Origin of the sequence: Parashewanella hymeniacidonis (assembly GCF_016900895.1) — a bacterium.
GTDB classification, from domain to species: domain Bacteria; phylum Pseudomonadota; class Gammaproteobacteria; order Enterobacterales; family Shewanellaceae; genus Parashewanella; species Parashewanella hymeniacidonis.
Window position 1 is genome coordinate 1 of the sequence record NZ_JAFEUN010000093.1, and the last position, 18,631, is coordinate 18,631.

Here is an 18,631-nt window from a genome sequence, read left to right on the forward strand (position 1 = left end):
GCACAGCTTGTTACTCTTCGTTACCAGTGCTAACAATAGCTCACTATTGCCGCACACCGTCACCTTGATTAACAAGTTGTGCATTCTCGCTGAAATCGAGCATCTTCAGGTATCATGGGTATAGAGTGAATCTAAACGATCTTCAAGTCTCTCAATTTTTTTACGTAACTCTTTTCGTTTTGATTTATCGGTTTCATTATGGAGTTTATCTTGGAGCTGATTGATTTCGTTTCTGATGCTTTGACGCTTTTGTTCTAATTGATACTCTTTGTTGCCAAGTTTATAGTTTTCAAGAAATTCTCGATTATGACAAACACCATTATAAGATAAGCCCTTGCTACCCACAAAGTAGCCATTTTCTGCAGTACAATAGGATTGTAAACCAAATTTGTAGCCTCTGCGCCATTCCTCTGAATTCACGCTGATACCAGCTTCGGCACATTCTTGTGTGTAACTTTGCAGGATTGATCTTTTTAGTCCATCTGACCCGTCATTGATTCCACGGTTATACCAATCAGCGGATTTGCACTCTTCAGGAGAGATAGTTTGGCAGCCTGATAAAATAAGACAAATAATTGAAAGTGATAATAAACGTTTCATAGCGCCCCCCATTTTTGTTGTAAAACGAGTATACGAGAGAAGAAAGGAAAAAAACAATGATCTACAGGCTGAGGTAGCCTGCAAATCATCAGGGAGAATCATTAACTTTGCCGAGAAAGCAGATTATTTAGCGAAAAAGACAGAATAAGGTGGGAACGTAACCTCATTTCCAGATATTTCAGCTTGTGACCTAACTGGATTATTAATGGTTTCTAAACTCATCGGAAGTGAAGTACTTACCGCTTCATTTGATAAATTAAAACCGCAGAATATCGTTTCACCATCAAAAGAACGCTTAAACATAAGTAGTGGCTCTTCAGTTTCAATAAACTCGATATCACCCGCAACTAATGCTTTATGCTGTTTTCTCCAAGCCATAAAGCTTCTGAAATTATTCAAAATAGAGTTTTTGTCATTATCTTGAACATTTACAGCTAATGCTTTGTGCTCCTCAACAACAGGTAACCATGGTTTGTTAATGCTAAATCCAGCATTTTTTTGGTCTTGTTGCCATGGCATTGGTGTTCTACATCCATCTCGTCCTTTAAATGTTGGCCAGAAAGTGATGCCATAAGGATCTTGTAGATCTTCAAATTCAATATTTGCTTCAGGAAGACCAAGCTCTTCACCTTGATAAAAACAAATACTACCTCGAAGACTAGCAACCAGTGCCGTGATCATCTTACATTGTTCAGCGTTGTTGTCGTTTTTGCCCCAACGGGTTGCAACTCTCTGTACATCATGATTGCTCACTGACCAAGAAGGCCAGCCAGTTGTTACTTTTTCTTCAAGAGTCTGCACCGTTTCACGAATGTACTGTGCACTGTAATCATCCGTCAGAAGTTCGAAACTATAACCCATGTGAATACGACCTTCTTCGGTGTATTCAGCCATTGTTGCTAATGAGTCTTCAGAAGATATTTCACCCAATGCCGCAGTATTTGGGTACTTATCCATTAGATCTCGTAAACGTTCAAGAAAGGCTAAGTTCTCTGGTTGAGTGTTATTATAATAATGGTATTGGAAGGCATAAGGGTTATCTTCAGAAAAACCACGACCTTGGCGTTTATCAATCGGTTTTGCTGGGTTATCTTTCAATTCAGCGTCATGAAAACAAAAGTTAATTGCATCAAGACGTAAACCATCAACACCTTTTTTCAGCCAAAACTCAACGTTGTCTAATACCCCTTGTTGAACATCAGGGTTATGAAAGTTGAGATCAGGTTGAGAAGACAAGAAGTTATGTAAGTAATACTGTTGACGACGGGACTCCCATTGCCAAGCAACGCCACCAAAAATAGACATCCAATTGTTAGGTGGAGTGCCATCTTGGTTTGCATCAGCCCAAACGTACCAATCTGATTTGTCATTAACTCTTGATGCACGACTCTCAGTAAACCAGGCGTGTTCATTAGATGTATGACTCAGTACTTGATCGATCATGATTTTTAAATTGCGTTGATGAGCTTGTTCGAGCAGTTCATCAAAATCAGCCATATCACCAAAGAGGGGGTCGATATCTCTATAGTCTGCGATATCGTATCCAAAGTCTTTCATTGGTGATTTGAAAAAAGGTGAAATCCAAATGGCATCAACACCGAGACTAGCAATGTAATCCAATTTATTGGTAATGCCTTTTAGATCACCAATGCCATCACCATTACTATCAGCAAAACTGCGTGGGTAGACTTGGTAAATCATGGCCCCTTGCCACCACTTAATTTCAGATTGATTCATCTTTAATGCTCGTCTCTTTGTCCAGAAAGTAACACTCAAAAAGTGAGTTTCTAGTATTACATTTTAAAATTATGCAAATAGTAAACAAACACAGTCAATTCGTCATTGTGCATACGAATTCAGTCTTTAACTTACGCTTATGAAATATAATTACATGTTATGGTCAGTTGGTTGTGATTTGAGGGCTAATTAGAGTACTTTTCAGCATGGTAATAGGTGTAATTTGTAATATTTGTTAAAAATGTAATTTAAAATAGATCTTGTCGATAATTGTGTTTATTTTTTCCAAAATATATAAAAATGCGTGGCGTTTTATACTAATTAATCTGTAAAAACATCCTATAAATTCATTGGGTTAATACTGAAGTGATAATAACGGTTGAAAATTTTAAATTATTTATTTTCAATAGCTTAGTGATGATTTGTTATATAAGGTTCAAAAGTAATAACAAATATTTATTAAAATTTTGTGACCAAAGCCTTTATAATTTGAAACCTGAATACGTATGTAAAAGTTTGTTTGACATATATGCATTTGATTAACATCGCTCCGTGATGAATTTGTGCCTATAAGTTGCATTTAACTGTTAGGACTGGAACGGCTGAAATTAAGTTGAAGCGGAACGGAAATAAGTAGTTTTCATAATAACTCCCGCTCATTTTAGCCATAAATAATAATAACTACTGACATGGAGATATTATGTCACCGTTTAAGCCAAGCATGCTGACGCTTGCTTTACTTGCAGCAGGGTTAAGTTCTACAGCATATGCTGCCGATGAAGAAGCGAAAAAAGCTGAAGCTCAGCAAGAAGATATTGAAGTTATTGAAGTATCGGGCTTCAGAACTAGTGTAATCAAATCTTTAAACGCAAAACGTTTTAACGATACAGTATCTGAAACTATTTCAGCAGACGACTTAGGTGCGCTACCTGATGTATCGATTGCAGATGCATTAACTCGCTTACCAGGTGTAACGGCTGTTCGTACTGGTGGACAAGCGAGCGGTCTTAATATTCGCGGTTTAGATGGTGGCTTTGTTTTTGCAACGTTAAATGGTCGTGAACAGGTCACCACAGGTGGCTCACGTTCGATTGAGTTTGATCAATATCCTTCAGAATTAATCAATCAAGCCGCAGTTTATAAATCGCAAAAGGCGTCTCTTATTGAAGGTGGTGTAGCGGGAACGGTTGAATTGCAAACTGCTGACCCTTTGCAAAATGATAAAGAGCACTCATTTAACGTTAATTTGCGTGGCGCCTATAATGATCGTTCTGATCAAGTTTCTGATGCGGATGAATATGGCAACCGTTTTAGTCTTTCTTATCAAGGTAAGTTTTTAGAGGATACTTTGGGTATTGCAGCAGGTTATGCTCACTTATACCAACCGTATGTCTCTAGTCAGTTTATCGGCCTACGTTTTAACGATGATTTTAAAGATGTTAATAGTGACGGCATAAAAGAACAAATTAGTGAGGGTTTTGAGCCACAACAAAAAGGTGGTTCAGATACACGTGATGGTTATATGGCTGCTATCCACTGGCAACCATCAGATCGTTTAAGCATTAAAACAGATGTCTTTCATTCTAAATTTGATTCGGAAAATTTTGCTCGTGGTTTTCGTATTAAAAGTCTAAAAAATGCCGATGTTTCCAATGCAGTTATTGAAAATGGTTCTTTAACAGGTGGTGATTTTACTACTGGTTTAAATGATGATGGTAGCCTTAAAGATTTTGCTGTTTTCGTCGTCAATGATAATGATTCTAAACACACCGAGCTAACTTCTGGTGCCATTAATATTGAGTGGAATGACGGGGAAGCTTGGACAATTTCTGCTGATATTAGCTATTCAGAAGCAGATGGTAAATTTGTAAATGGCGGGACTCGTGCGGTTTTGTTTGACGATATCGAAAATCAAGTTCGCTCTCGCAATACTATTTCGTATCAGTTAGATGGCTTAAACCAAGGTAAGTTTACTTCACCGCAAAGCTTTACCGATACCAGCACGCTTGCATTAAAAGAAGTAGGTATGTGGCCTTATGATCAACAAAATGAGTTAGTTGCTTATAAACTTGATTTTAAATATGAATTAGAAAATGACTTCTTTAGTTCAGTGGAGTTTGGTGCTCGCTATTCAGATCGCGAATTTAATGCTCAACGCTCACAAGCTGGGTATGGTTTCGAATTTAGTGCTAATAGTCCTAATCAACTAGCATTACGCTTAACAGATGATATGGTAAGTGTTGTTGATTTTGGTGGTGAGTTATCGGGATATCCTAGTTTCTTAAAAATTGATTTTGATAAAGCTGTAGACTTAGTCAATCAACAATTGGCTGCAACTGGTCAAGATCCATTTTCTCCTACTGCAAATTGGGATAATAACTGGACACTGATTCAAAGTGGTAAAGTTACCGAAGATGTATTAGCGGGTTATGTTCAAGGTAATTTAAATTTCGACCTTGGTGATATTAATGTTACTGGTAATGTTGGCATTCGTGCTGTTCGCACTGAGCAATATAGTACAGGTTTAAGCCAAGTAGGTTTTGGCTTAGGTGAAGAAATCGCAGATGATAAAGGAAATATCAGTACTGATTATATCCGTAATCGTGCAGGTAAAACTTACACTGATTACTTACCGTCATTGAATTTGAACTTTCACTTAACTGAAAATGATCAAATTCGTTTCGCAGCTGCTAAAGTAATGGCTCGCCCACCGATTGATAAACTGAAATCAGGTAATGGATCTTGGTATTCAGATTATAACGGAAAGAGAGCTTATAACTCTTGGGGTAATACAAGCCCGTTGTTAGATCCTTTCTATGCAGATCAATATGACTTATCTTATGAGCGTTATTTTGCCGAAAGCGAAGGTGCAATTTCTTTTGCGCTTTTCTACAAAGATATTAAGTCGTTCATTAATGATATAACAATTGATCCTTTCGACTTCGAAGGTGTTCCAGGTTTTATTATTCCTGACACGGTAATTGATAACGGTGTTGAATTCGACGTTGTTAAAAATCAAGGCCAATATCAAACTGCGATCAATAATGATAATGGTGGTTATATTCGAGGACTTGAGCTTGGTTACACCCAAATCTTTGATTTCTTACCTGATGCGTTAAGTGGTTTAGGCTTCACTGGTAGCTATTCATATTCTGATAGTGAAGTTGAATTTACAACGAATTTGAGTGGTTCAACTTTAGATATTCCACTACCGGGTCTATCTGAGCATGTCGTGAATACTACTTTATTCTATACATTAGACGGTTTTGATACTCGTTTAAGCATGCGTTATCGTAGTGAATATGTTTCTGAACAAGTTGCAGTTGAATCACAGCTAGCCTTCTTCGAAGCTGAAACGATCTTTGATTATCAAGCATCTTATGCATTCGAAAATGGTCTAAAACTATTATTCCAAATTAATAACCTTACAGATGAAGCGAATAAAACCTACTTTGGTGAGAAACATCAAACAGGTACGATTCAAAACTTCGGTCGCCAATATTTCTTAGGCTTTAACTACTCCCTGTAATCAAAAGCTGATCGATAGCCCTGCCTTGTGCAGGGCTTTTTTCTTAAGAGTCTTTTTTAATTATTGAATACGAATTCAAAAATATTTTTTAGTAAAAACAGTTAGTATCAGAAAAATAATTTCATTCATTTGTTGAGTTATTTGGTATCAACAAAAAGGATTAACAATGAAAAAAACTAAATCATTTCTTTTATCAGCACTTTCTTTATGTATTACCAGTGGATTGGGGCTTACAGCTTGTTCAAAAAATAATGAAGAACCTCAGATACAAGTTGAATCTCAAAAAAAACAACAGGGTAAAGTGATCGTTTACCAAATGTTTACTCGATTATTTGGTAATACAAAAACCACCAATAAAGAATGGGGCACCGTTGAAGAAAACGGTGTTGGTAAATTTAACGACATCGATGACACAGCTTTAAAGGCCATTAAAGATTTAGGTGCGAATTATGTGTGGTACACAGGTGTACTTCATCATGATTTAGTGCGTGACTATACCGCTTACGGTATCAGCAACGATGATCCTGAAGTGATTAAAGGTCGTGCTGGCTCACCTTATGCAGTTAAAGATTACTATAATGTGAACCCTGATTTAGCGGTCGATCCTGCAAATCGTCTTCAAGAGTTCGAAGCACTCGTTGCACGTACTCACAGTAACGGCTTAAAAGCTGTTATTGATATTGTTCCAAACCACATTGCTCGTAATTATAAATCGCTGTCTAAACCTGAAGGTGTTGAAGATTTTGGTGAGTCTGATAACTCAGAATTGAGTTACGCCAAGCACAATAACTTTTATTACGTTAAAGGCGAAGATTTTAAATTACCTGAATGGTTAGATGGTTATCAAGTACTCGGTGGCGAAAAGCACCCGATGATTGACGGTGAGTTCACTGAAAAGCCAGCTAAATGGACGGGTAACGGTTCTCGTAAATCTCAACCACATTTCCACGATTGGTATGAAACCGTAAAAGTGAATTATGGTGTTCGTCCTGATGGCTCTTACGATTTCCCTACCTTACCCGCAGAGTATGCGGATAAAGATGTTAAAGCGCACTTTGAATTCTGGCAAGGTAAAGAAGTACCAAGCTCATGGGTTAAGTTTAAAGATATCGCATTGTATTGGACTGCAAAAGGCGTTGATGGTTTCCGTTATGATATGGCTGAAATGGTGCCTGTCGAGTTTTGGAGCTACATGAACAGCCATATCAAGATGAAGAATCCTGATGCATTCTTATTAGCTGAAATTTACCAACCAAAAATCTACCGTGACTTTATTCACTTAGGAAAGATGGATTACCTTTACGATAAAGTTGATTTGTATGACCGCTTAAAAGAAATCATCCAAGATAAACGTAATACAGATGTGTTAGATGAAGTGGCAGATATGTATGCAGACATCGATGAAAATTTACTGCACTTCCTAGAAAATCATGATGAGCAACGTATTGCTAGCCCTGAATTTGCCGGCGCAGCTGAGAATGCACTGCCAGCGATGGTGGTTTCAGCGACGATGGGTAAAGGCCCGACTATGATTTACTTTGGTCAAACCGTCGGTGAAAAAGGTGAGAAAGATGCAGGGTTTGGTAAAGCAAGCCGAACGTCAATTTTCGATTATTGGGGCGTACCCGCTCACCAACAATGGATGAATGGTGGTAAGTTTGATGGTGCTTTGCTATCTGCCGATCAAAAAGCATTACAAACCTATTATCGAAAACTGCTTAATTTCACTCGTGGTTCAAGTGCGTTAATGGGCGAATTTATTTCTACGCATAAAGCTAACCAGCAATCGCAAGGCTATAACGGCGACTTATACAGCTATGTTCGTTTTGACGACAAACAAAAATTGGTCGTAATGTCTAATTTCTCTCAAACCGACATTGCTAACGTTAAATATCAGTTACCAGTTTCAGTAGTGAGCAAATTGGAGCTGAAAGACGGCGAATACAGGTTAATCGATCGATTGAACGGTGGTGAATATTCTTTAGCCGTCAAAGATGGTGTCGGAAGCTCATCGTTATCTTTGAACCCATTGATGTCTCGTATATTAGAAGTGCAACTTTAATCTTTCAGGATAAAAGGGGAAGGTAAACATTTTACTTTCACCTTCGTAAGCAATAAAAGAATTATAAAATTATGATAAAAAAATTAACGCTCTCAATATCCATAGCTTTAGGTGCCTTTTCAACATCACCACTGGCTGCGGATCTTGAATCAGCTGAATTCAAAGGCAAGCACCTTGTTCTAAAAACAGATGAATACAAAGTCATTGTCGATGCCATCGGTGAAGGGGCCGTCAGCGTTCATTATCAAGTGCAAGGAATGAAGCAATTGCCTTCATTTTCGATTGCTGAAGACGTAACGTATTCAAAAGGTAAGTTATCGAAAACTTCAAACGGTTATCGCTACAAACTGGACGACTTGACCGTTAACATTCAAAAGCAGCCTTTCAAACTGAGTTACTTTCATAACGACGAACAGATTCTTTCAGAAGAATCGGGCTTGATTAATCACGATAACATTCGTGGTTTTCGATTTCAGCTAGAAGAAGGTGAAAAATTAGCTGGTGGCGGGCAGCGTGTATTAGGTATGGATCGTCGTGGTCAACGGGTACCTTTATACAATAAAGCGTCTTACGGCTATACAACACATGCAGAACAAATGTATTACGGCTTACCAGCGGTAATGTCTAACAATAAATATGCGCTCATTTTTGACAATTCAGCAAACGGCTGGCTTGATTTTGGTAAAACTGACAAAGACGTACTTCAATTTGAAGCTGAAGGCGGCCGAAGCGCTTATATTGTTGCCGCAGGTGAAACATATCCAGAGCTCATTGAAAACTTAACAGAGGTGACAGGTCGCCAGCCAATGCCACCACGTTGGGCGTTTGGTAATTTTGCTTCACGTTTTGGTTATAAAACTCAGCAACAAACTGAAGACACAGTAAACGCATTTATTGACCAAGATATTCCTCTTGATGCTGTTGTTTTAGATTTATTTTGGTTTGGTAAAGAGATCAAAGGCACCATGGGTAACCTTGCCTGGGATAACGACAGCTTTCCTGAGCCTGAAAAAATGATCGCCGATTTCAAAGAGAAAGGCGTCAATACCATTTTAATCACCGAGCCTTTTATTCTTTCAACGTCTAAACGATGGGATGAAGCGGTATCCGCTGAGGCACTTGCTAAGAATTTTGCTGGCGATGTAAAAACGTGGGATTTCTATTTTGGGAATTCAGGGCTTATTGATGTGTTTTCTGACAACGGGCAGAAATGGTTTTGGGAAAAGTATCAGCCATTACTGAAGCAAGGCGTCGCTGGCTGGTGGGGCGACTTAGGTGAGCCAGAAGTTCATCCGCACGATACGGTTCATACTTTAGATATCGTTGAAGGTTCACCAACGGCAACCGCTAATGAAATCCACAATGTTTACGGTCACCAATGGGCAAAAAATCTATCTGAGAAGTTAAAGCAAGCTCAACCTGAGCAGCGCCATATGATCATGATGCGTTCTGGCTTTGTAGGTTCTCAACGCTATGGCATGATCCCTTGGACAGGCGATGTCAGTAGAAGTTGGGGCGGCTTAAAACCACAGGTTGAGCTTAGCTTACAAATGGGTCTATTAGGTTTGGGTTACACTCACTCAGATTTAGGCGGGTTTGCAGGCGGTGAGAAGTTTGATCCTGAACTTTATACTCGATGGCTGCAGTATGGCGTTTTCCAGCCAGTATATCGCCCACATGCACAAGACAATATTGCTCCCGAGCCTGTTTTTCATGATGAGAAAACAAAAGACATCGTTCGTAAGTATATTAAGCTGAGATACCAGTTACTGCCTTATAACTACACGCTAGCGTTTGAAAACAGTACTACTGGTGTGCCTCTTATGCGTCCGTTAATGTTTGCTGAAAATTCAAATAAAGCGTTTGATAATGCTAAGAGTTATATGTGGGGCGATGCATTCTTAGTAACACCTGTCGTAGATCCTGATGTAAAAGAAGTGCAGGTTGAATTGCCAAATGGGGTTTGGTTCGATTTTTTCAATGGTACTCGATACGTAGGTAACCAAACGGTAGTTCAACCGACAGACTTAGAAACATTACCTGTGATGGTTAAAGCAGGAAGCTTCATCCCTATGGTTGAGGCCGTGCAATCAACGAAAGATTACACAACACAACATTTAACCTTGCATTATTATCATGATGACTCGGTGAAACGTGCTCATGGACAAATGTATGAAGATAATGGAACCAATCCAAATAGCATTGAAGATGAAAAGTTTGAGCTAGCGAAGTTTGAGTTTAACTTTACTGGTAAAGAATTAAACATTGAGCTATCACGTAACTTGAATAATTACGCATCAGCACTGAAAAAACGTCAACTCTCATTTGTCTTACATAACGTGACCAAAAAGCCAAAAGCTGTGTACGTTAATGACAAAAAAGTCATGTTTAAATGGAATGATGAAAGATTAAACTTTGCAAGCCAATGGGTTAATACGCAGAAAGTTAAGGTAGAATTCTAGTCGAATAGATTAGATTCTGAATGAAACAAGGGCTCAAGCGAGCCCTTGTTGTTTTGAATACGTATGTAAAAAGTGTTTAAAGTCACTTAAGCCCGATAATATTAGGCAACTATAAAAGCCGATTTTATCGGATGAAAAAACTAAAATAAGGAAACTCGAATGGCGAACGATAAGCCGCAGTTAACCTTTTGGCAAATCTGGAATATGTGTTTTGGCTTCTTAGGCCTCCAGTTTGGTTTTGCTTTACAAAATGCCAATATGAGCCGTATTTTCCAAACCCTTGGTGCAGAAATGGATGCGATCCCAATTCTATGGATTGCAGGGCCTGTAACAGGGTTATTAGTACAGCCAATCATTGGCCACTTTAGTGATAAAACATGGACGGGTTTAGGTAGACGTCGACCTTATTTCCTTTATGGTGCAATTTTCACCAGTTTAGCTTTAGTGTTAATGCCAAACGCAAGTTACTTGTGGATGGCAGCAGGCTTGCTTTGGATTCTGGACGCTTCAATAAACGTCTCTATGGAACCATTCAGAGCCTTCGTTGCTGATAACATGCCAAAAAATCAGCAAGCTAAAGGATACTCAATGCAGAGTTTCTTTATTGGTATCGGTGCCGTTGTTGCCTCAATGTTACCTTGGGTTTTAGCTCATTTTGGTGTTGAAAACCATGCTGCAGAAGGTCATATTCCTGATACGGTTAAATACTCGTTTTATGCCGGTGCTGTCGTTTTACTTAGTGCCATTTGCTGGACGGTGTTTTCGACAAAAGAATACTCGCCAGAAGAGTTAGCGTCATTTAGCGATTCAAATGTAACTGACGGTGATCAAAAACTTACTGTTTCTGCACAGAGCTTTTTAAGAAATGGCCTTGGTTGGCTTGCAACTGGCTTGTTGTCAACATTCTTGGTGTTTGATAATCAGTGGGATAAACAGCTTTATGTCTTAACGATCAGCATCGCATTTTTTGGTTTGCTGCAATTAATTGTATCAATGCGACGCAAAGGTGATTCTAAAATTACTGGTTTTGACAGTATTTTTGAGGACCTGTTTACGATGCCAACTACGATGAAGCAACTGGCCGTAGTTCAATTCTTCTCATGGTTTGCATTATTTGCAATGTGGATTTATACCACAGCAACCGTTACGTCGGTTCATTTTGGCAGTTCTGACCCTTCATCTGTGGCCTATAACGATGGTGCTAACTGGGTTGGGGTGCTTTTTGCTGCGTATAACGGTTTTGCTGCATTAGCTGCAATCCTTATTCCGTATATGGTAAAAGCCATTGGACTACGCAAAACACATTTTATCAACTTGCTGCTTGGTGCCATCGGTTTAGCCTTATTCCTAGTCATTAAAGATCCTGATTACCTGATCATCTCAATGATAGGTATTGGTTTTGCCTGGGCTTCGATTTTGTCATTACCCTATGCGATGCTTGCAGGTTCGTTACCAGCTAATAAGATGGGCACATATATGGGGATATTTAATTTCTTTATTGTGATACCACAACTATTAGCAGCAAGTGTCCTAGGTCTATTATTGAGACTTGGTTTTGATAATCAGCCACTTTATGCATTGCTCATTGGTGCAATTAGCTTAGTTATTTCAGGCTTATTTGCCCTACGAGTAACAAAAGAAGTCAATGAATAAGTTATAACTGTTGTGCCTGCGTTTGTGGGCACCCAGTATCCTTCATTTTATTAGATATCAATAAAATTCATGCTATAGGGCAATAACTATAATGAAAAAAATAGCATTAGCGTTGACGATGTCAGCTTGCTTTACACCGGTTCAAGCTGAAGATTTTTATGGCACTTTGCATCCATTTGCGAAAGAAAATGTTTACTTCGTGGTTACTGATCGTTTTGTTGATGGCGATAAAAGTAATAATTTTGAAAATGACTCTGGTTTTGATCAGCCAATAAATTGGCCAACAGGCGAACAAGCTAACGTAGGCTATTTGGGAGGAGACTTTAGAGGTCTTCTCGATCAAGCCCAATACATCAAAGACCTTGGGTTCACTTCAATTTGGATGACGCCAATCATTCAAAATCCTGCAGAAGCATTCACAGGCGGTTACGAGATCAAACCGACCGGATTTGCTATGGATAGAGGAAAGTCTGGTTATCATGGTTATTGGGGAGTCAATTTTTATCAACTTGATAAACACTTACCGTCTAAAAACCTCGACTACAAGCAATTAAATGAAGAATTTGCTAAGCACGACATCAAAACGATTTTAGATGTTGTGATAAATCACGGCTCACCAGCTTATACCATGCCTACCATACAACCTGAATTTGGCAAGTTGTATGACAAAAGCGGCAAATTGGTGGCCGATCACATGAACTTATCACCTGAACGTTTGCAGCCTGAAACCGAGCGCATGCACAGTTGGTTTTATACGAAGCCGGATTTAGCACAGCTTGCTGATATCAATGTCGAAAACGATGAAGCCCTAAATTATTTTGTTGGCGCATATCTTCAATGGTTAGGTGAGGGGGCGTCAGCATTTCGTATTGATACTGTAAAGCATGTTCCTGCAGAAGTGTGGGGTAAGTTCACTCAGAAAATTCGTGCGCATTATCCGAATTTATTTATGTTTGGTGAAGCTTACTCGTACGATGCCAATGATATAGCTCGATACACATACCCTAAATTTGGTGGTATGAGCGTATTGGATTTTCCATTAAAAAAAGCATTAGATGAAGTCTTTGCGAGTGGTAAAGGCTTTGAGCATTTAAATGAAGCCTTGCATTTAGTTAATGGTCCTTACGCAAACCCTTATATGTTAACTACATTCTACGATAACCACGACATGGCTCGTATGAATGCGACTGATCATGGCTTTATTGATGCTCACAATTGGCTATTTACGGCACGTGGCATTCCAGTTGTTTATTACGGCAGTGAAATTGGGTTTGAGCGAGGGAAGGGCGAACATTTTGGTAACCGCAATTATTACGGTATCGACAATATCGCTAAAGCAAAGAACAATAAAATTACTGAACACTTAGCAAAAATCGCTAAAGTACGAAAAGAAAACATTGCATTGCAAAAAGGGCTTCAAATTCCTGTAGAACTGAGCAACGATAAAGCTATGTTTTATCGTATCTATCAGTATCAAGGTGTGAACCAAACCGCATTAGTTTTATTGAATAAAGGTGAGAGTTCACAAGAGTTCAAGTTGCCAAATAACTTACCAGCTGGAAAGTGGGTTGAAGCACTTGAGGGTACTCAAAAAGAGCTGAACTCAAGTAAATCGATTCGTTTAAATCCACATAGTGTTAAAGTGTTTTTGCTCAATCAAGAAGTTACATCGCCTGACTTACTTAAAGCGCTCAGAAACTCAATGGCGCATCGACTTGGTCGTCTTTAATCGATAAGAAAGCCCCATGCATGGGGCTTTCTTATGTTCTAAACTGGTTTACTTGATGTTCGGATAATTAACTCTGGGCTTAAAAAGATTTGTTTCTGATCATTACCCTGAATTTTATCAATTAAAATATCAACCAATACCTCACCAGCTTTGACGGTATCTTGTTTAATTGTAGTTAGAGGTGGGTTCATAAACTGTGCGATTTGAATGTCGTCAAACCCAACAACACTAATATCCGTAGGGATGTGTTTACCTTTCTCTTTTAACGCCTTGATGGCACCAATAGCAATAAGATCACTAGCTGCAAAAATAGCTGAAAAGCTCTGATGGCTTTCAAGTAATTTTAATGTTGCTTCATAACCTGATTGCTCTGTAGATATCGCATCTAACTGTAGCTTCGGCTCAATAGGCTGCCCTGACTTTATTAAGGCTTCAGCATAGCCTTGATAGCGATCAAAAAATTCTGGACAGTGGACAGATGCATCACCAATAAAGGCAATTTTCTTATGGCCAAACTCCAGTAAATGACTTGTAGCTTGTAGGCCACCGTTTTTATTGTCGCAACAAATTGAAGGATGATTATCTGACTGTGGACCCCAGCGAACGTAATGAGTACCTTGTTCATTTAATTGCTTTAACTTGGGTTCGAAATCAACTGCATCTCCATAGCCAAGTAAAATGATGCCATCGGCTTTTTGACTGTCTTCATAATCTGCATGCCAATCATCAGAATGATGCTGAAAAGAAAGCAATAAATCGTATTCCTTTTTAGCCGTTGCTTGAGTGATAGAGCCAAGCATAGATAAGAAAAAAGGATTAATTAATGAATTATCCGATGTTGGATCAGCAAATATTAAAAGTGCCAGGGTTTTGCTTGTTTGAGTACGTAAACTACTGGCGTGTTTATCGACTTTGTAATTGAGCTCTTTAGCTATTCGCTTAACTTCTTCAATGGTCTCTTTTTTTACAACAGAACTGTTACGTAAAGCTCTAGAAACAGTGGATTGAGAAACCCCTGCGAGATGGGCAATGTCGAAGGACGTTGCTTTCCCTTTCATAATTATTTTTCCACGGTAACGATAACGCTACGCTAATATATCAAATTGATAGCTTTATCACATCATACTTTGACAAACCTATAAATCTTTTAAAGATCGCTTAAAGGGCTTCTTACACCATTTGCACCTGCTTGTATGACATGAGTATAAATTTGAGTGGTTCTTAAGTCAGAGTGACCCAATTGTTCTTGAACTGTTCTTATATCCGTTCCTCTTTGTAGTAAATGAGTAGCAAAAGAATGGCGTAAAGTATGACAGTTGACTCGTTTATTTATTTGGGCTTTTCTAGAAGCAATCAGAACGGCCTTTCTCACAGTGGTTTCATCAATATGATGACGTCGATTGCATTGTTTTGAATGTGGGTCGACGCTCAAACGATTCGAAGGAAATAAATAGTGCCAATTAAACATCTTAGGAGCATGTGGGTATTTTTGAGCAAGTGCGTAAGGTAAGTACACACCAGAATAACTACTGAGATTCATGTCATTATCATAAAAGCTCCTACAAGATTCAATTTGCAACTTTAACGGCTCAATAAGTTCTTTTGCTAGGGTGACTCTGCGATGCTTCCCCCCCTTACCATTCCAGACCATAATCGAACAATAATCGAAATCAATATCTTGGACTCGTAACCTTATCGCTTCCATTAATCGTAACCCACTGCCATACAACAATTTTATTACGAGTGTTTTATTTGCATCTGTGTGTGCAATTAGCTGAGTAACTTCTTCTGGTGTCAGTACAACGGGTAATTTGGTTTGGCGTGTAGATTTATTAAACTCTAAATTAAGATCTAATGGTGATTTTAAGATTTCTTTGTATAAAAAATTAATCGCATTTAACGCAATTTTTTGTGTAGAAGGAGAAACATTCTTTTGGTTCGCCAAAAAAGAGAGATAGTTTTCTACATTACAATTAGAAAGCTGAGAAGGGTGCTTTTTATCATTGAATATGATGTAGCCCTTAATCCAATGCAAGTAGGTCTCTATGGTTCTTTTGGCGAAATGGCGGCTAATCATATATTCAGAGATGTGGCTGAGAAAAGGTGAATTTTTCATAAATAATTAATTTTTTCCGCTGGATAAATTAACAGTAGTACAAAAATTCCCGCTTTCCACCGGAAAAAAGGATTAATTCCCGCTTTCACTCACAGAGTATTTATATTGATATCTATTAGTGATTGAAATTATAACGTTATTTATGTTAACTTGGTTACATTCAAAAAATAGAAAAGGAAGTGGTCTGATGTGTAAAAGCAGGATTTTTTCCTTCTAATAAGCTGTTATATTTTTCCTAAACATCGAGTAAACATGAATCTTCTTGAAGAGTATCAGAACCAACAAAAGTGGAGAGAATGGAATTCTTGTCTTGTAAATATTCCTATCCACGAGAGTGATTCTGTTCTTGATCTTGGTTGCTCTGTAGGTTCAGTTTCAGATCTATTATCTGATGAAACATCAAAAGTTACTGGTTTTGATATAAATGAACAATTTATAGAGTTTTGTGAAAGGAACAAAAAAGGCAATCAGACATATATTTGCGAAGACATACAGAACATAGACTTCCATAACCTTGATAATTTTTCAGGAGTCTGGTCGAGCTTCACACTTTCATATCTTCCTAATCCTGCCAGTACCCTAAAAGCGATATATGAGCATATAGACTTCGGAGGTTGGATATCACTAATAGATATTTCATGCTTCATATCTGGAAATATGTCACCAACCTCTAAGTTTTATGAACAAGTCAAAGGATTTGAGCAAAGTTCTCATGAAAGCGGAAATTATGACTTCGATTTTGGCTCAAAAATTCACAGACTTCTATCTCAAGCAGGATTTCATATCATATTCGAGAATAGTCAAGTCAGTGACCGAGAATTGAACTTCGATGGCCCAGCATCGAGAGATATTTTGCGTAACTGGGAAGCGCGGCTGGCAAGATTAAATGGTTTAAAGCGTGAGTTTGGTGAGAACTATTCGAGGGTCGCCAAGGACATACTTTCAAACCTAAAAAGTGAAAATCATACAAAAAACAAAAACCTTATCCAGGTCGTCGCAAGAAAAATATAACAAGTCAATCAAGTGGGACGCCTTCGGCGCCCCTTATTGAGGCGTTATGTAACTAATTCGGAGTATCAGGATGAAATGCTCTTGTTGTATGGGCTCTTTTGATAAGCAAGAACTTAAGCTAGTTGAATCATGTAATTATTGTCAGAGATGTTATTCAAATCTATTTTCTAAACCCAATAAAAAAATTAGTGAAAAGGTTGTCGAAAAAATAGCTGAAAATGAAAAAGCTAAAGTAAAAACTACAAGCAACGGAAGAACTGAATATGTTTTAAATACATTTATGGCTTGGGTACTTCTTCCAGTATTTATGTCTATTGCTTTTGCTTCATCATCTACTTTTTCTATGGTTAAAAATGTTGGTATTACTTCATCAGCAAATATCAGCATTTCACCTTCTTGGTTATGGCTATTACCAGTCATTCTGAGCGTTTTCTTCACTAGTTCTAGAGTGCAAGACCTCAATTGGAAGCTAGCTTTATCATTTGTTCTTTGGATCCCAGGGCTAAATATCTTATTGTTTTTATTACCTGGCACGTCACAGAAAAACAGTTACGGTTTAAAACCCAAGCCAAAATCAAAAATATTTAGCGTTTTGGCTATATTGTTAGGTTTTATTTTATGCTTTATGTATTTTACTTTTTATGTATTTTACTTTTTATGTATCGCTATTTAATTTGCAAAACGTTACATAACAAGTGCTTCAACAAGGACAAATACTGGTTGGCTCCTACGCTGCGCTTCGGATTATAGCCAACCAGCATTTGCCTGTTAAGCAGGCGTTAGCCTCTCAAGGAACTAAGGAGTAACAGTCAATGTTTAGAATGATAAATTTTCTAGCATTTATTGGCTGCATTGTATGGCTGTATCTTGACCCAAGTCCTGAGCCTGTAGTGGTTCTGCTAATGAGTACCGCTGCATTTTTCCGAGATGATATACATGGAATTATTGGTAAAAATATTTTCTCGCTGACTCCAAAAAGTAAATTGGTCAGAGATTTTGATTTTACAAAATACTCGTTCGTCGACTCAGATTTTATAAATCCAAGGATCTTAGAAGACCTCTGTGGTTGGCTCAGCGATACCGGCGATCAAATTGTTTCAATAAATATTGAAAAATCAAATAAAAGTAATCGATACTTTGGAAAAATAACCTCTCAAAATATTGAGGGTGAAAATACCATAGTCACTTCTGAACATGATGAAGGTTGGTTTAAATATCAATACCTTGGTTGTTCATTCAGTGGCGTACATATTTTACGAACTTGGTCTAACACTGGTGGTAGCGGAGTATTCTGCAATATTGTTATGGTCACACTCAGCGTTGATTCATCATTTGAACAAACAAACACTGAGAGTTGTAAAATCAATAGATTGGTTATTAAACTAGTTGGCAGTTTACCGCTCGGTGACCGATACGATGGCAGTCCAAAGTATAAATTTGGAGTTTTAAGTATTCCTGCTTGTAATGGCATTCAATCATTGAGAACCAAAAAATCAAGTATATTGGTCGTCTAGGCTAATAAATAAGGATAGGCGTAGCGCAGCCTGCGCCTTATCTGGTTGTTGAACCAGCCCGACGCTACTTAATATATGCAAATATCTCAGAAATGATTTTGTGATGTGAGTGAGCTATTTATCAGCTCACTTTTGTTTAGATATGACTCAGCCTTAGTGGCGCTCTATGATGCTTATTACCACTAATACTCTGTTGCATTAACTTGTCTTTTTCTGTT

General features: G+C 38.2%; 12 protein-coding genes. 8 read left to right on the forward strand and 4 right to left on the reverse strand.

The features are described 5' to 3' along the window. Positions 1-105 precede the first annotated feature (105 nt). Both JQC92_RS16490 and JQC92_RS16495 read right to left on the reverse strand, forming a co-directional pair. Entirely contained in the window at positions 106-600 is a 495-nt protein-coding gene (locus JQC92_RS16490; protein ID WP_205000673.1) for a DUF2799 domain-containing protein, read from the reverse strand. A 123-nt stretch (positions 601-723) separates the two neighbouring features. Continuing rightward, complete coding sequence (locus tag JQC92_RS16495) at positions 724-2,337, reverse strand: alpha-glucosidase family protein (protein ID WP_205000674.1); 1,614 nt, start codon at positions 2,335-2,337, stop codon at positions 724-726. A gap of 700 nt (positions 2,338-3,037) precedes the next feature. Between JQC92_RS16495 and JQC92_RS16500 the strand changes: the two genes are divergently transcribed. From JQC92_RS16500 to JQC92_RS16520, 5 genes are all read left to right on the forward strand, one after another. Beyond that, a complete protein-coding gene (locus tag JQC92_RS16500) occupies positions 3,038-5,866 on the forward strand; it encodes a TonB-dependent receptor (RefSeq protein ID WP_205000675.1) in 2,829 nt (942 codons plus the stop codon). Positions 5,867-6,032: 166 nt separating this feature from the next. Continuing rightward, positions 6,033-7,928: an alpha-amylase family protein gene (locus tag JQC92_RS16505; protein WP_205000676.1), complete on the forward strand. Its 1,896-nt coding sequence runs from the start codon at positions 6,033-6,035 to the stop codon at positions 7,926-7,928. Between the two features lie 71 nt (positions 7,929-7,999). Then, complete coding sequence (locus tag JQC92_RS16510) at positions 8,000-10,390, forward strand: glycoside hydrolase family 31 protein (RefSeq protein WP_205000677.1); 2,391 nt, start codon at positions 8,000-8,002, stop codon at positions 10,388-10,390. 159 nt (positions 10,391-10,549) lie between these two features. Next, a complete protein-coding gene (locus JQC92_RS16515; RefSeq protein WP_205000678.1) occupies positions 10,550-12,043 on the forward strand; it encodes an MFS transporter in 1,494 nt (497 codons plus the stop codon). 91 nt (positions 12,044-12,134) lie between these two features. Further along, a complete protein-coding gene (locus JQC92_RS16520) occupies positions 12,135-13,772 on the forward strand; it encodes an alpha-amylase family glycosyl hydrolase (protein WP_205000679.1) in 1,638 nt (545 codons plus the stop codon). A 38-nt stretch (positions 13,773-13,810) separates the two neighbouring features. On the opposite strand, the gene JQC92_RS16525 is transcribed toward JQC92_RS16520, so the two are convergent. Together JQC92_RS16525 and JQC92_RS16530 are read right to left on the reverse strand one after the other, a co-directional pair. After that, positions 13,811-14,830, reverse strand: a complete 1,020-nt coding sequence (locus tag JQC92_RS16525; RefSeq protein ID WP_205000680.1) for a LacI family DNA-binding transcriptional regulator — start codon at positions 14,828-14,830, stop codon at positions 13,811-13,813. 89 nt (positions 14,831-14,919) lie between these two features. Further along, positions 14,920-15,888 (reverse strand): integron integrase, encoded by a 969-nt coding sequence (locus JQC92_RS16530; RefSeq protein WP_205000681.1) that lies wholly within the window; start codon positions 15,886-15,888, stop codon positions 14,920-14,922. Positions 15,889-16,140: 252 nt separating this feature from the next. Here JQC92_RS16530 and JQC92_RS16535 point away from each other — a divergent pair, with 252 nt between their 5' ends. The 3 genes from JQC92_RS16535 (at position 16,141) to JQC92_RS16545 (ending at position 18,413) form a co-directional block, all read left to right on the forward strand. Then, positions 16,141-16,899 (forward strand): class I SAM-dependent methyltransferase, encoded by a 759-nt coding sequence (locus JQC92_RS16535; RefSeq protein ID WP_205000682.1) that lies wholly within the window; start codon positions 16,141-16,143, stop codon positions 16,897-16,899. Positions 16,900-16,987: 88 nt separating this feature from the next. Then, positions 16,988-17,572 (forward strand): DUF805 domain-containing protein, encoded by a 585-nt coding sequence (locus tag JQC92_RS16540; protein ID WP_205000683.1) that lies wholly within the window; start codon positions 16,988-16,990, stop codon positions 17,570-17,572. A 139-nt stretch (positions 17,573-17,711) separates the two neighbouring features. Continuing rightward, on the forward strand, positions 17,712-18,413 hold the full coding sequence (locus JQC92_RS16545; protein ID WP_205000684.1) for a hypothetical protein: 702 nt from the start codon (positions 17,712-17,714) through the stop codon (positions 18,411-18,413). Positions 18,414-18,631: the final 218 nt, after the last annotated feature.